This window comes from Xanthomonas sp. D-36-1 (genome assembly GCF_017746155.1).
In the GTDB taxonomy this organism is placed as follows: Bacteria; Pseudomonadota; Gammaproteobacteria; order Xanthomonadales; family Xanthomonadaceae; genus Xanthomonas; species Xanthomonas cissicola.
Map to the genome: position 1 here is coordinate 69,372 of NZ_JAGHWR010000001.1, position 15,569 is coordinate 84,940.

9 protein-coding genes and 2 pseudogenes are annotated in these 15,569 nt (G+C 63.9%); 4 read left to right on the top strand and 7 right to left on the bottom strand.

Annotated features, from left to right (window positions below):
- Positions 1-9: 9 nt before the first annotated feature.
- The 3 genes from rpmI to thrS all read right to left on the bottom strand — a co-directional run bounded on the left by rpmI (position 10) and on the right by thrS (position 2,950).
- A complete protein-coding gene (gene rpmI, locus J7367_RS00300) occupies positions 10-207 on the bottom strand; it encodes a 50S ribosomal protein L35 (protein ID WP_002811096.1) in 198 nt (65 codons plus the stop codon).
- A gap of 247 nt (positions 208-454) precedes the next feature.
- Positions 455-982, bottom strand: coding sequence for a translation initiation factor IF-3 (gene infC / locus J7367_RS00305; RefSeq protein ID WP_074053091.1), 528 nt, complete (start codon positions 980-982; stop codon positions 455-457).
- A 63-nt stretch (positions 983-1,045) separates the two neighbouring features.
- Positions 1,046-2,950, bottom strand: coding sequence for a threonine--tRNA ligase (gene thrS, locus J7367_RS00310; protein WP_057661208.1), 1,905 nt, complete (start codon positions 2,948-2,950; stop codon positions 1,046-1,048).
- A gap of 320 nt (positions 2,951-3,270) precedes the next feature.
- On the opposite strand from thrS, the gene J7367_RS00315 reads away from it, so the two are divergent.
- Positions 3,271-4,392: a LacI family DNA-binding transcriptional regulator gene (locus tag J7367_RS00315; protein WP_057661206.1), complete on the top strand. Its 1,122-nt coding sequence runs from the start codon at positions 3,271-3,273 to the stop codon at positions 4,390-4,392.
- Positions 4,393-4,475: 83 nt separating this feature from the next.
- Here the strand turns inward: J7367_RS00315 and J7367_RS00320 are convergent, their stop codons facing one another.
- From J7367_RS00320 to J7367_RS00330, 3 genes are read right to left on the bottom strand one after another with little or no spacing between them, the layout of a single operon-like run.
- Positions 4,476-6,149, bottom strand: a complete 1,674-nt coding sequence (locus tag J7367_RS00320) for an alpha-amylase family glycosyl hydrolase (RefSeq protein ID WP_176215024.1) — start codon at positions 6,147-6,149, stop codon at positions 4,476-4,478.
- Positions 6,149-7,627: an MFS transporter gene (locus tag J7367_RS00325; RefSeq protein ID WP_057661201.1), complete on the bottom strand. Its 1,479-nt coding sequence runs from the start codon at positions 7,625-7,627 to the stop codon at positions 6,149-6,151. The genes J7367_RS00320 and J7367_RS00325 overlap by 1 nt, the downstream gene beginning before the upstream one ends.
- On the bottom strand, positions 7,624-9,810 hold the full coding sequence (locus tag J7367_RS00330) for a Six-hairpin glycosidase-like protein (RefSeq protein ID WP_057661198.1): 2,187 nt from the start codon (positions 9,808-9,810) through the stop codon (positions 7,624-7,626). Before J7367_RS00330 ends, J7367_RS00325 begins: the two co-directional genes overlap by 4 nt.
- Before the next feature lie 243 nt (positions 9,811-10,053).
- Here J7367_RS00330 and J7367_RS00335 point away from each other — a divergent pair, with 243 nt between their 5' ends.
- Positions 10,054-12,135, top strand: coding sequence for a glycoside hydrolase family 97 protein (locus J7367_RS00335; protein WP_209028889.1), 2,082 nt, complete (start codon positions 10,054-10,056; stop codon positions 12,133-12,135).
- Here J7367_RS00335 and J7367_RS00340 read toward each other — a convergent pair.
- Positions 12,136-12,432 (bottom strand): annotated as a pseudogene (locus tag J7367_RS00340) (hypothetical protein). It abuts the gene before it with no gap.
- 17 nt (positions 12,433-12,449) lie between these two features.
- On the opposite strand from J7367_RS00340, the gene J7367_RS00345 reads away from it, so the two are divergent.
- Both J7367_RS00345 and J7367_RS00350 read left to right on the top strand, forming a co-directional pair.
- Positions 12,450-15,224 carry a TonB-dependent receptor gene (locus J7367_RS00345; protein ID WP_057661194.1) on the top strand — a complete coding sequence of 925 codons (2,775 nt, stop codon included), beginning with the start codon at positions 12,450-12,452 and terminating at the stop codon, positions 15,222-15,224.
- A gap of 245 nt (positions 15,225-15,469) precedes the next feature.
- Positions 15,470-15,569 (top strand): annotated as a pseudogene (locus J7367_RS00350) (IS5 family transposase); the annotation flags it as partial.

Genomic DNA, 15,569 nt, shown 5'->3' on the forward strand with positions numbered 1-15,569 from the left:
GTTCAGTCCTCAGAGATAGGGAAGCATACGATCGAGACGGCCTGCGTCCTCGGCACGGACGTGATTCGTCTGCCGCAGGTTGCGCTTCCGCTTAGTCGCTTTCTTCGTGAGGATATGGCTACGGTTTGCGTGGCCGCACTTGTACTTGCCGGAGGCGGTCTTGCGGAAACGCTTGGCCGCCGCCCGGTTGGTCTTGATCTTGGGCATTGCAATGTCCTTGATGGTGTTTTGTCACTGACACGGGCGGCAGTCTTGCGACCACGCTTTCCATCCTTGCCCTTGCCTGCTTGTAAGTCCTTGATCGAACACGATCCGGACAGGTCCTGGTGCCGCTCGCACGGCGCCCCGGCAAAACCGGGCCGCGCAGTCTACCCGTTACCGGGAATTGTTGCAAATCGTTGAGCTTGCGACGCAACGGACCCGTCGGGCCCGTTGCAGCGCCGAATCGGGATCCTCAGACCTTCTTCTTGGGCGCGATCATCATGACCATCTGGCGCCCTTCCAGGCGCGGACGCGACTCGATGACGATATCGTCGCCCAGATCGGCCTCGATCCGCGCCGCCATCTCGCGACCAAGCTCCTGGTGGCTCATTTCACGGCCGCGGAAGCGGATGTTGACCTTGACCTTGTCGCCCTCTTCCAGGAAACGGCGCATGTTGCGCAGCTTGATCTGGTAGTCGCCCTCGTCGGTGACCGGGCGGAACTTGAGTTCCTTGATCTCGACCTGCTTGGTCTTTTTCTTGGCCTCGTTGGCCTTTTTCTGCTGCTCGAACTTGAACTTGCCGAAATCCATGATCTTGCAGACCGGCGGATCGGCCTGCGGCTGGATTTCGACCAGATCCAGGCCTTCTTCTTCGGCCTTGGCGAGCGCTTCGTCGCGCGACAACACGCCGACCATCTCACCGTCGCTGCCGATCACGCGAACGCGCGGCACACGGATTTCTTGGTTCTTGCGGTTCTGTTTGTTGTCAGGGGTACTGATATTGCAATCTCCCAGAGGAATCGAACCGGCGCATCCGGATCATCCAGACCGGCCGGGGTTGGCTCACGCTGCCTGCTCTGCCTGCAGACGTTCGATGAAGGCCGAGACCGTCATGGTCCCAAGATCCTCGCCTGAACGGGTCCGCACGGCGACAGCGCCATTTTCCTTCTCGCGGTCGCCGACCACGAGCAGATATGGCACGCGTTGCAGCGTATGCTCGCGAATCTTATAACCGATCTTCTCGTTACGCAAATCGGCGCTGACACGGAAGCCTTGATTTGCAAGGGTTTTCCGCACAGAGTCGACATATTCAGCCTGAGCGTCGGTGATGTTGGCGACAACGACCTGCACCGGGGCCAGCCAGGACGGGAAGGCACCGGCGTGGTGTTCGATCAAAATGCCGATGAAACGCTCCATCGAGCCGACAATGGCCCGGTGCAGCATGACCGGATGCTTCTTCTGGCTGTTCTCGTCCACGTACTCGGCGCCGAGACGGCCCGGCATCATGAAATCGACCTGCATCGTGCCCAGCTGCCAGGTGCGACCGATAGCGTCCTTGAGGTGGTACTCGATCTTGGGGCCGTAGAAGGCGCCCTCGCCCGGCAATTCCTGCCATTCCACCCCGCACACGCCCAGCGCGCTGCGTAGCGCGGACTCGGCCTTGTCCCAGGTGGCATCGTCGCCCAGGCGCTTTTCCGGACGCAGCGCAATCTTGATCTGGATGTCGTCGAAGCCGAACGCGGTGTAGACCGCCAGCGCCTGCTGGTGGAAGGCGGTGACTTCGGATTCGATCTGCGATTCCAGGCAGAACACGTGCCCGTCGTCCTGGGTGAAGCCGCGCACGCGCAGGATGCCATGCAGCGCACCGGAGGGCTCGTTGCGGTGGCAGGCGCCGAACTCGCCGTAGCGGATCGGCAGGTCGCGGTAGCTATGTAGGCCCTGGTTGAACACCTGCACGTGGCCGGGGCAGTTCATCGGCTTGACTGCGTAGGTGCGCTTCTCCGATTCGGTGAAGAACATGGCGTCCTGGTAGTTGTCCCAGTGGCCGGATTTCTGCCACAGCGACACGTCCAGGATCTGCGGGCAGCGCACTTCGCCGTAGCCGCTGTCGCGGTAGACCTTGCGCATGTACTGCTCGACCACCTGCCACAGCGACCACCCCTTGGGGTGCCAGAACACCAGGCCGGGCGCTTCTTCCTGCAGGTGGAACAGGTCCTGCGCCTTGCCGATGCGGCGATGGTCGCGCTTGTCGGCTTCTTCCATGCGCAGGATGTAGGCGTCCAGCTGTTTCTTGTCGGCCCAGGCGGTGCCGTAGATGCGCTGCAGCTGCTCGTTCTTGGCGTCGCCGCGCCAGTAGGCGCCGGAGATGCGGGTCAGCTTGAACGCCTTGAGGAAACGCGTATTCGGCACGTGCGGGCCGCGGCACATGTCCACGTATTCCTGGTGGTAGTACAGGCCCATCGCGGTGATGTCCTCGGACATGTCCTCGATCAGGCGCAGCTTGTACTCCTCGCCGCGCTGGGCGAATACCTCGATCACTTCCGCACGCGGAGTGACCTTCTTGATCACGTCGTAATCCTGCGCGATCAGCTCCTGCATGCGCTGCTCGATCGCGGCCATGTCTTCGGGCGTGAACGGGCGCTCGCTGTAGATGTCGTAGTAGAAGCCTTCGGCGATGACCGGGCCGATCACCATCTTGACCTCGGGATACAGCTGCTTGACCGCGTGCCCGACCAGGTGGGCGCAGGAGTGGCGGATGATCTCCACGCCCTCGGCGTCCTTGGCAGTGATGATGCGCAGGCTGGCGTCATGGTCGATGACGTCGCTGGCATCGACCAGCTGGCCATCGACCTGGCCGGCGATGGTGGCCTTGGCCAGGCCGGCGCCGATCGACTGGGCGACCTGCATCACCGAGACGGGGGATTCGAATTCGCGGCGGCTGCCGTCGGGGAGCGTGATGTTGATCATGGGCAAGAATGAGGTCTGGTCTGGCTGCAGCGGTCGGCTGCCATGGGAGATCTGGCCATTGCTGGACAGGCTCGGAGGAGGTTGCGGGACGTGAGGCAAAACGGCGCCATGCAGGCGCCCTGCGCGCTGGCGCAGGCAAGATCAGCGGTGGGCGGTGGTAGTGCTCATGTCGCACGCTGGGCCGGCGCGGGGCGCGGGCCACCTTCTCGCAGGGGGTCTTGGGCATGAATGGTAAACCAATCAGCCCGCCGCTGCGTACGACGGCGCGGCGCTGGCGGCGCATGGCATGATGCCGGCCACTTGTCCTGCCGTTGCCAACCATGACCATCAAGGGTAAAGCCACCTCGCTGGATATCGCCTACCTGGCCGGCGTGTCGCAGCCGACCGTGTCGCGCGCACTGCGCGGCAGCCCGATGGTCAACGAGGAAACCCGCAAGCGCATCCTGCGCATCGCCCGCGAGCTGAACTACAAGGTCGACAAGAACGCCTCCTCGCTACGGCTGCGCAATGCCGGCACGCTGGCACTGCGGTTCTTCGAAGACCCCACTGCCGACGACTCGCTGATCAACCCGTTCTTCCACTCGATGCTGGGCTCGATAACCCGTGCCTGCGCGCTGCAGGGCTACGACCTGCTGGTGTCGTTCCAGCAGTTGTCCAAGGATTGGCAGGCCGATTACGAAGACAGCAACAAGGCCGACGGCATCATCCTGCTGGGCTATGGCGACTATCAGGAATCGCGCCAGCGGCTGCAGCTGCTGGTCGAGCAGGGCACCCACTTCGTGCGCTGGGGCGCGGCCCTGCCCGGCCAGCCCGGCATTTCGATCGGCAGCGACAATTACCAGGGCGGGCTGGACATTACCGACCATCTGCTGGCGCAGGGCTGCCGGCGCATCGCGTTCCTCGGACACGCGTCCAACCACTACCCCGAATTCGAAGAACGCTACCGCGGCCATGCCACTGCGCTGGCGCAGCACGGCCTCGCAGCCGACCCGGCGCTGCAGTTCGATGCGATCACCACCGAGTTGTCCGGTTACTCCGCGTGCCTGGCATTGCTGGACAGCGGCAATGCATTCGATGCGGTGTGCGCAGCCAGCGACCTGATCGCCATCGGTGCGATGCGCGCCCTGCGCGAGCGCGGCCTGCGGGTGCCGCAGGACGTGGCGGTCAGCGGCTTCGACGATATTGCATTGGCCGCGTCGGTTGCGCCGGCGTTGTCGACCGTGCAGCAGGACACCAAGCAGGCCGGCACGCTACTGGTGGAAAGTCTGGTTGCCTTGATTCGCGGCGAGGCGGCGCAGAGCCGCACGATTCCGGTGCGCCTGGCGCTACGCGATTCCTCGCGCAGCAGCGGGCTGCAGCCGCCACTGGGTTGGGCGCCGTCCGGCGCAGAGGCAGGCGATGCGACGACGGGTCGAGCGGCGGACGGGGCGGTCAGGCGCTGATTCGGGATTGGGGCCCAGGACAGCGCGCCAGTTGGGGCGCGACGGGGCGTTACCGATCATGCCGCAGCGGCCCGGCTGCGCTCCTACCTGTTGCGCGCATCGCGCGCGGCTTGCTCGGCCATCTGCAGATCGAGCTGCTTGCGCAGGGCCGGGTCGGTGAGCGGTGCATCCGAGAGCAACACGCGTACGCCGTGCGCCGGCACCTGCGCCACTAACCTGCGTTGCACCTGCAGCTGCTCGCCACTCACCGCATCGCGCCAGCTGCCAGGCTGCAGGAAGCGTTTCACTTCGATGCTTGCGGCCGTATCGGCCTTGTTGAGCAGCACCGATGCGGTTTGGGTTGTACCAGCATGCTGATAGACGCGCAGGAACGCGGCTTGATTGCCGTGCAACTGCGCATCGAGCTGTACGCCACGCTGCAATGCCGGGGTGTTGCGACGCACCTGGGCGATGCGTTGCAGCGGGCCGAAGATCGGGCTCTGCGGTGCGCTGCGAATGCGCTCGACGCCGAAGTAATTACGGTTGCCGGCATGTTCGGCACGCCCACGCATGAAGCCGATTTCCGAGCCGTAATAGATCACCGGAATGCCGCGGGCGGTGAATAACCAGTTGTGCGCGTCGATAAATCCGTTATCGCTGGCATCCAGACGCGCCATGTCGTGGTTGTCGTAGAAGCTCATCAACGCGTAGGGGTTCGCATAGGGCCCTTGACGCAGGAACAGGGGCGCGGCGAGTTTTTCGAAGCCGGCCTGTTCATGACCGAACACCGCGGCAAGCTGCTGTTTCAGCGGGAAATCCAGCACGCTGACGCCGGCATTGCGCGTCCAGGTATGCCCAGCGATCTTGTCGGCGTCGTAATCGAAGGCTTCGCCGAACATGAAAAAGCCAGGGCGTTTTTCACGCATGCGCGCCACGAAGGCATGCCAGAAGCGATCCGGCATCCAGCCGATGGTATCGATGCGAAACGCATCGGCGCCCTGCTCCATCCACTGCAGGTATGCGCCGGCCAGATAATCCAGCACCGCCGGATTGTTTTCGTTGAGGTCGGACAATTCCGCCAGGCCGCCGCCGGTGTTGTAGAAGGCATGCAATGGGTTGTGCTGCGGATCCAGTTGCGCGGGCGCAAGATTCTGGTGATCGGCGAGCAGGCGCCCCTGTGCATCGTAGAGCTTGCCAAAGCCGGGTTGCGCCTGCGGCATGGTGTAGGCCGGCGAACCATGGTTCCCTACGATGTCCAACACGACCTTTAGCTTGCTGGCGTGCATGGCGCGCGTAAAGCCGGCGAAATCCAGGCCCGGGCTGGGCAGATGTTCGTCGAGCTTGTAGAAGTTGACGCCCCAATAGCCGTGATAGCCAGTCTTGCCATGATCGCTGAGCGTGCTGCCGCAGGTGATCGGCTTGCCACCGGTAAACGCTTCGTCGGGGTTGTCGACGATCGGGGTGATCCACACCGCCCCGAAGCCCAGGTCGCGGATGTAATCGGCATGCTCGACGATGCCTTTGAAGTCGCCACCGAGATAGCCGATGTTGTCCTCGCTGCCGTCGGCGCATGGTGTGGGCACATCGAAGCTGCGATGCGCACCGCCCTGATCGCGATGGTCGTTGCCGGTATCGCCGTTGACGAAGCGGTCGGTCACCACGAAGTACACCGCCTCGGCGGCGAACGGCTCCAGGGTGCCGTAATAGTCCTTGGCAGCAGGCGCCGCCGTCGCCGCGCCTGCGTACATCGTCAACGCTACATACATCGCACTGCGCATCATTGCCCTCCCGAGGCCACTGGAACCCGCGCCACGCACACGCCCGCAATCAACAGGCTGAGCCCGCCAATGGCCAATGCATAGATCGGTTGCCCGCCCAGCCACACGCGCAGCACAAAGCCTAGCGCGCTGGCCGCGACCAACTGCGGAATCACGATAAAGAAATTGAAGATGCCCATGTACACGCCCATCTTTGGAGCGGGCACGCTGTCTGACAGCAAGGCATACGGCAGCGACAGGATCGAGGCCCAGGCGAAGCCGACGCCCAGCATCGACAGCAGCAACCACTGCGGGTCGCGGATGACCAGCATCGACAACAAGCCGGCGGCACCCAGCCACAGATTGCACAGATGGCTCCAGCGCAAGCCGATCGCACGCACCAGCAGCGGAATCACCACTGCAGCCAATGCCGCAAACCCGTTATAGGCGCCGAACAACACGCCGACCCAGTTTGCGCCATCGTTGTAGGCCGCCGAAGCGGTGTCGCTCGCACCGAAATGCACCTGCGTCACTGCAGCAGTGGTGTAGATCCACATCGCAAACAAGGCAAACCACGAGAAGAACTGCACCCAGGCCAGGCGACGCATCGTCATCGGCATGCTGCGCACGTCCCGCACGATCGCCACCAGCATGCTGGTGGCGGGCAACATGCGGGCCAAGGCAAGCAGGACGCCGTAGGCGCAACACAACCCGGCCAGCACATACAGCATGCGGTCGCCGTGCTGCCAGGCGATGGCCGCGGCGAGCAGCGCGCCCAGACCGCACCACAGCACGCTCGCCATGGATGTCGGCGCCATGCCAGTGCTTGCCACCTGCGCGAGAGGCGGATGCGCATCGTCAAAACCGGCAAGCTGCTCTGGGCTGTACTCGCGCGTGCGCAGTACGGTCCAGGTGATCGACAGGAACAGCACCGCTGCACCGAGGTAGAACGCGTAGCGCACGCTGTCGGGCAACTGGCCTGGCGGCGCGGTGTTGGCAATGCCCCAATGGGTCAGCAGCCAGGGCAGAAAACTCGCGACGATCGCGCCGACGCCGATGAAGAAGCTCTGCATTGCATAGCCGGTCGGCCGTTGCGACGGCGGCAACTGGTCGCCCACCAGCGCACGGAACGGCTCCATCGAGATGTTGATCGATGCATCCAGCACCCACAGCGTGCCGGCGGCCACCCAGAGCATCGGCGCGTTGGGCATCACCAGCAAGGCCAGCGTGGTAAAGACAGCGCCCACCATGAAATAGGGACGCCGGCGACCCCACCGAGTCCAGGTACGATCGGACAGGTAACCGATGACCGGCTGCACGATCAGGCCGGTGAGCGGTGCAGCAATCCACAGGCCGGGCACGTCGTCGACCTGCGCGCCCAGGGTCTGGAAGATACGGCTGGCATTGGCGTTCTGCAGTGCGAAGCCGAACTGGATGCCGAGAAAGCCGAAGCACATGTTCCAGATCTGCCAGAAATCCAAGCGTGGCTTGGCGTTCATGGCGCAACCTCCACGCGTGCTGCAGGCCCGACCAACAACGCACTGACCTGCGCCGCATTGACCACGCCATCGCGGCCGCCGCGGCCGCCGTTGTACTGCGCAAAGTGCGCCAACGCGCTCATGTTGAAGCCGTTCTCGAGCCGGAACGTGCAGGCCTGCCCCGCCACCGCATCGAAAGTGACCTGCGTGGAGAGCTGCTCGCCCACGCTATGCGGCATCACGATGACCTGCGATTGCGCGGGTTTGCCTGGGCATTCCAGCACCAGCTGTTTGACCGCGGCGGTGACCCCGGTATTGATCGGGCCGTTGTCGTTGCGGTAACGCAGCGACACCCGATGCACGCCTGCACGTGCCGGACGCCAGCTCCAGCGCTGGCTGCCTGGCAACTGCTGCAGTGGGCCGAGCGTCAACGATGGGCTATGCAGCGACTCCAGACCATCGCGCCGCCGGGTCAGGCTGAGCACATGCAGCAGGCCATCGTCGGGAAGATCCCAGTGCGCGCTGGCATCGAGTGCGCGGCCGTCCAGATACAGCGTTGTTCCTTCCGGAATACCGATGCGATACGTGTTGCCGATCTGTTGCGCGACCGGCGCCTGTGGCGTCTGCGGTGCGAACACCTGCTCCGGTCGCGGTGGCGGCGTGAGGTCGGTATTGCGCCCAACCAACTGCACCAGCGTGGTCTGACCCTGCCGTTCGATGCGTCCTGCCACCAGCAACTCGCCGGTATCGTTTGCCGGGCGCTGCAGCACGTACCGTCGTGCGCCCTGTTCCAGCACGATCTGCTTGGCCTCGCCAAACAACAGGGGTAGCAAGGACCGCGGCAACTTCGGCTGTACGTTGCCATCGGCCGACAGGCCGAACACACCCTCCCGCACTGCAGACAGATAACCCGCCACCGACCACAGCTGGCGTGGCGAGTTCACCACCGGGCCACTGCGTGCGCCCTCTTCCACGTGCACCGCAAGGCTCTGCATCTCGTAGTTTTCCATGTTGGAGCCCGCCAGCGCGCTACCGCGCATCAGCGATTGCAACTCCAACGCGATGCGTGGTGCGTCATCCAGGGTGCGTGCGGCGCGTAGCGCATAGGCACTGACGAACGGCCAGACAGCGCGGTTGTGGTAGATCGGCTGCACTGCCTCTTGCGGCCACACCACCGGGCTGCCACCCGCGACCATCGGGTAAGTGCGCAACGCAAGGCGTGCCCGCTGTGGCGGAAACACATCGGCCAGCACGCCCAGCGAGAGGCCGAGCAGATCCACCTTGGCGTAGCGCACCGGATGCGCTGCGCTGCCGAGATAACTGACGTATTGGCTGCTGCGCGCATCCCAGAAACGCCTGTCGATGGCCTGGCGCAGTGCATCGGCCCACTGCGCGTACTGCGCAGCGCGTGCATCGCCATGCTGGCGCGCCACCTGTTCGGCCAGCCGCAATGCCTGGTAATGCAGCACGTTGGTGGAGAGCGCAAAGGATTCGGCAATGAAGCGCACGTCCTCGCGCGTCCAGTCCGGGTAGGTCTGTTCTCGCCAATCCAGAAACGAGGTTTCGCCGCGGTAGAGGCCGATCTGCGCATCGAACACCGCATCGCGGTCCTGCGCGATCGTTGCCTGTAGCGACTGCCAGACCTGTTCGGCAAACGGTTTGTCGTCCAGCAGGCCGCGTGCGGCGAGGAACCATACCACTCGGTCGCTGCTGATCGGCCAGCTGCCGCCGGAGCCGGTGTCCTGCGCCACGAACAGTCCCGGCGTGCGCCCATCGCGTGCGGCAGAGAGCTTGAAGCGCAGTGCATTGCGCGTGCGCTCCGGCTCCAGCTGCGCCAACGCAAGATCGGCCGCAAAACTGACATCGCGCGTCCACACGTAGGGCCAGCGCTCGCCGGTTTCGAAGCAGGCGCACGGCACCGGCTTGCCATCGTTGAAGGCGGGGTCGCGGATCGCCTCGACCCGGTCATCGGCCATTTCCTGCTGTGCCAGCGCGAACAAGGCGTCGAAAAGCGGGCTGGCTGTGTGCGTTCGCATCGGTTGTGCCGCAATGCGGCGTTCGCCTTGCGGCCAGCGCAACACGAAGCTGCCATCGTCCAACGCCTGCGCTTGGGCCCGGCGTCCTTGAAATTCCAGTTCGTCGGCCAGCGCCGGCGAGCTTGCCACAACGCCCAGCGTTGCAGCCATGCAGATCATCTTCAACATCGAAGCGGCAAGACAGCTTGCGCCGTCGGCCTTCCTCCCTCGTTGCACGCGTTGTGGTGCGCGGCACGGACGTGCCACGGGCGCGGACCCTCCCAGGTGCCGTGGCGCCATGGTAGACGCGCACTTCGCTGTTCCGCACCACTGCATACGTATTCATGGGTTTCCAGCAGTGCGCACCACGGCGCATCCACTGCGAGGCACTGCATAGTCACTGCTTGCGCAACGGTCACCTTGGGAGGGGATATGCCGCTGTCTTCACGTCGAGCGCACTCGACACTGGGCGCCGCATGGATCGCCCAGCTGCTGGTCCTCACGCTGTTCGGCGGTGCTGCGCCGCAGCTGCATGCCGAAGTCACCACCGTCAGCGTGGAGTCGCCGAACAAGGTGTTGCAGGTCAGCCTGGACGTGGATGGCGGCACGCCTTATTACCGCGTGCAGCGCCTGGGCGAGGCGGTGGTGCAACGCTCGCGGCTGGGCTTCGAGCTACGCGACGGCCGGCTGGACCGCGGCATGGTCGTACTTGCACAGACACGTCAAAGTCACGACGACACCTGGGAGCAGCCCTGGGGCGAAACGCGGCTGGTGCGCAATCACTACAACGAATTGCGCGTGAGCCTGGGCGAGCGCGACGGTGCGCAGCGCACCTTCGAGGTGATCTTCCGCGTCTACGACGACGGGCTGGGCCTGCGCTATCACTTCCCCAAGCAAGCAGGTATGCGCGAGGCAGTCATCGACGAGGAAGTAACCGAATTCGCCATCGCGCAACCTGCCGATGCGTGGTGGATTCCCGCAGGCGAGCCGATCCACTACGAATATCTGTATCGGCACACGCCGTTGAACCAGGTTGCACTGGCGCATACGCCACTCACGCTGCGCACCGACAGCGGGCTGCACATCGCACTGCATGAAGCGGCCTTGGTCGACTACGCCGGCATGTGGCTGCGCCGCACCGACAACCAGCGCCTGCGCGCGCAGCTGTCGCCGGCGGCCGAAGGCTGGAAGGTACGCCGCAGCCTGCCCTTCGATACGCCATGGCGCACGCTGCAGATCGCCGATCAGGCCACCGGCCTGGTGGAATCCAACCTCATCCTCAACCTCAACGAGCCCAATGTGCTGGGCGAGGTGAGCTGGATCAAGCCATCCAAGTATGTGGGCGTGTGGTGGTCGATGCATCTCAATCAACAGACCTGGGCCACTGGCCCCAAACACGGCGCAACCACCGCGACGACAAAACGCTATATCGACTTCGCCGCCGACCACGGCTTTCGCGGCGTGCTGGTCGAAGGCTGGAATCCCGGCTGGGACGGGGAATGGTTCGGCAATGGCGGCAGCTTCGATTTCACCCGGCCCACGCCGGATTTCGACCTGCCCGCACTCAGCAAGTACGCCGCCGGCAAGGGCGTACACCTGATCGGCCATCATGAAACCGGGTGCGCAGTGGACCATTACGAAGATCAAATCGCCGAAGCGATGGACTTGTATGCGCGCTTCGGCGTGGACTCGGTCAAGACCGGCTATGTCTGCGACGACGGCCAGGTGGAGCGGCGCAATCCCGCGGGCGGCACGCCGCTGCGCGAATGGCACGATGGGCAATGGATGGCGCGTCACCACCTGCACGTGGTGCAGGAAGCAGCGCAACGCCACATCGCGGTCAATGCGCACGAGCCGATCAAGGACACCGGGCTGCGCCGTACCTATCCCAACTGGATCTCGCGCGAAGGCGCGCGTGGCATGGAATACAACGCCTGGGGCCAGCCGCCCAATCCGCCCGAGCACGAAGTCAACCTGGTGTTTACCCGGCTGCTCGCAGGGCCGATGGATTACACGCCTGGCATCGTCAGCCTGAAGGGCCGCAACGGCCAGGCGATTCCCAGCACGTTGGCGCGTCAGTTGGCGCTGTATGTGACGCTCTACAGCCCGATCCAGATGGCCGCCGATCTGCCCGAGCACTATCTGCAACACCGCGACGCGTTTCGCTTCATCGAAGACGTGGCAGTGGACTGGGACCAGACCCGTGCGCTGAATGGCGAGGTAGGCGATTACGTCACCATCGCACGCAAGGACCGGCATAGCCGCGACTGGTTCCTGGGCAGCATCACCGACGAACACGGCCGCCTGCTGCAGGTGCCGCTGGGCTTTCTCGAACCCGGCGTTCGCTACACCGCGCAGATCTATCGCGATGGCGACGGCGCGGACTATGCCAGCAACCCGTTCGCCTTCGTGCGCGAAGAACGTCAGGTCAGCAGTACCGATACGTTGGAGCTACGTCTGGCACCGGGCGGTGGTCAGGCCATTCGCTTTGTTCCGATGGGTGGCAAACGCTGACTACGCCATCGCGTGGGCGCCGGCATGCACAGCCGGCGCGATCGATTGCACGGCGCAGCGCTCGTACCGCTGCTGCGCATCGCGCACCATGTCGTTACCGAGCGCAATCGCCGTGCTGTCGCCGGCATGGCCCTGGATGGAATCGATTTCATCGCGCAACACCGCAGTGAATACTTATGCAGTGCACGTTTGCACCCAGGTGCCGTGTCTACCATACGTCGCAGTCGCGTAACGTCCATCGTGGCGCGCGACGCATGACATCCAGGCATCTGCCGGATCAAAAATCAGAAACAACATGTACCTGGGAGGGGAAAATGTTGAGACACAAGCGCTCCGCGCTGAGTATCGCCCTGGCTGTTGCCATGGCACCGACATGGGTAGCCGCGCAAACGGCAGCGCCTGCACAAGCAAGCGACGCCCAACAAGGCGCGTCCGAACAGACTGCTGGTGCGGTCACCGACCTGGACAAGGTCCAGGTCACCGGCCTGCGCCGCGCAATCGAAGGCGCCATCTCGGTCAAGCGCGACTCCACGTCGATCGTGGAAGCCATCTCGGCCGAAGACATCGGTCGCCTGCCGGACGTCAGTATCGCCGAATCGCTGGCGCGCCTGCCCGGCCTGGCTGCGCAACGCGTTGCCGGCCGTGCGCAGGTCATCAGCGTGCGCGGCCTGTCGCCGGACTTTTCCACCACGCTGCTCAACGGGCGCGAAGTGGTCAGCACCGGCGACAACCGCAGCGTGGAATTCGACCAATACCCGTCCGAACTGGTCAGCGGCGTCACCGTCTACAAGACCCCCGATGCCGGCCTGGTCGGTCAAGGCTTGTCGGGCACCGTGGACATGCAGACCGCCCGCCCGCTGAGCTACAACGAGCGCGTGATCGCCATCGGTGGCCGCTATCAGCGCAATTCCTTGGGCAAGGCCGCCAACGTCGACCCGTACGGCAACCGCTTCAATGTCAGCTACATCGACCAATTCGCAGACCGCACCATCGGCCTGACCATCGGTTACGCGCACACCGACATGCCGATCCAGGAAAACCAGGTGGGCCTGTACGAACCGTGGCAGCAGGTCAACGCGCAGCGCCAGCGTCCTGGCGTCAGCGACGGTGTGTATTTCTCCGACGGCATCAAGGCCTTGCGACGCACCGGCAATCAGAAGCGCGACGGCGTCATGGCCACGCTGCAGTATCGCCCGTCCAATGCCTGGACCAGCACGCTCGATGCCTTCCACACCGAAGCCGAGCAGATCGACACCGCCAACCAGTTCGAGCTCAACCTGAGCAACTACAATGGCGGCTACACGCCCGGCCTGAACATCAGCAACGTGCGCGTCAACGATAGCAATACCTTCATCGGCGGCGATGCCAGCGGCGTCTATCCGTTGGTGCGCGGCATGTACAACAAGCGCGAAGACAAGATCGACGCCTTTGGCTGGAACAACGAAATCACAGCCGGCGCCGTCAAGATCGTCGCGGACCTGAACTACTCCAAGGCCACTCGCGACGAACTGAACCTGGAAAACAATCTTCAGCGCGCCCCCATGCCGCAGCTGGACACCGTGGGCGTGTCGGTTGTCGGCAACGGCTTTTCGCAGCTGTCGCCGGGCATGAATTATTCCAATCCGGATGAGCTGTTCCTCACCAACACCATCTACGGCTCCGGCTACGGTAAGGTGCCGCGCGTGGAAGACGTGCTAAAGGGCGCGCGCCTGCAGGCCAGCTTCCCGATGCCCGAAGCGCTGAGCTGGTTCTCGGATCTGGATGTGGGCATCAACTACGCCGATCGCGAAAAGCAGAAGACCCAGCCCGAAGGCAATATCACCCTGGGCGCACAGGGCGAGGCCACGGTGGCGGCGGACCTGCAGTACGCACCGGTCAATCTCGGCTTCGCCGGTCTCGGTTCCCTGCCAGCATGGAATGTGCCGGCCACGGTGGCGCGCTACATGGTGTTCAACCCCAGCGACGACGCCTCGTTCCTGGTGTCCAAGGCCTGGACGGTGGAAGAAAAAATCACCACCGCCTGGCTGCGCGCCAATATCAATACCGAGTGGGGCGAAGTGGGTGTGCGCGGCAATATTGGCGTGCAGTTGCAATGTGCAGACCAGTCCTCGCAGGCCAACTACTGGGACGCCTCGCAGCCGGCCGGTAGCGAGGTGCGGCCCATCGACGATGGCAAGACCTATCGCGACTGGCTGCCCAGCCTGAACCTGGCATTCCAGTTCCCGTACGAGCAGACGTTGCGCTTTGCGATGGCCAAGCAGGTCGCACGCCCGCGCGTGGATCAACTGCGTGCCTCGCTGGAATTCGGTGTCGACACCTCGACCGGGCGCCCCGGCGCCAGCGGCGGCAACCCCATGCTCGATCCGTGGCGCGCCAACGCCCTGGACATCTCCTACGAGAAGTATTTTGCCGACCGCGCTTACGTGGCCGCGGCGTTCTTCTACAAGGACCTCAAGAGCTACATCTACACCCAGAGCCGCGACAACTACGATTTCTCCGCACTGGTGGCCGGCTACGTGCCGCCGCCGGGCTCTGCCCCGGTGCTGACCACCGGCACCTTCAGCGCCCCGTTCAACGGCAAGGGCGGCACCTTGCGCGGCGTCGAACTCACCGCCTCGCTGCCGCTGGAGCTGATCTTCGCGCCGTTGCAAGGCTTCGGCATCCAGGCCAGCGCCACCTTCAACGACAGCGACGTCAAGATCCGCGACCCGGAAAGCGCCTCCAGCGTGGGCGACGGTGAGATCAGTCTGCCCGGCTTGTCCAAGCGCGTCTACAACCTGACCGCCTACTACGAGCACAAGGGCTTCGAAGCGCGTGTCAGCCAGCGTCGGCGCTCGGACTTCATCGGCGAAATCGGCAATTTCAACGGCAACCGCACGCTGCGCTACGTGGTCGGCGAAAACATCACCGACGCACAAATCAGCTACAACTTCAGCGAAGCCAGCAGCCTGTCCGGCTTGACCCTGCTGCTGCAGGCCAGCAACCTCAGCAACTCGCCGTATCGCACGTACGCAGAAACCAAGGACCGCCCGCTGGAATACATCGAATGGGGCGGCACGTTTGTGCTGGGTGTGAATTACAAGTTCTGAGCCATGGCAGAAACCAATAGCGGGCTGTTAGCTCCTCTCCCTCCGGGAGAGGGCTTGGGGTGAGGGTACGGATTCCACGCCAACTCCCTCAACATCCAAGAAGCCCTGCTTTCACCTCTTGGTAGATCTCCCGTCAGGAGCGATGATCTATTACGCGGAATGCAATCAAAGCGTCTCGCTCTAGGGAAGGCTGATCAACTCACCGCAGATGCGCGACACTATCGCCTTATGTAGAGGATTCATCCATGCAGCTGACGTTCGGTGACGCTGAGGGCTTGGGCAAGCGTAAGCAGACCCGGCGCGAGATCTTTCTTGCCGAGATGGAGCAGGTTGTTCCGTGGCAGC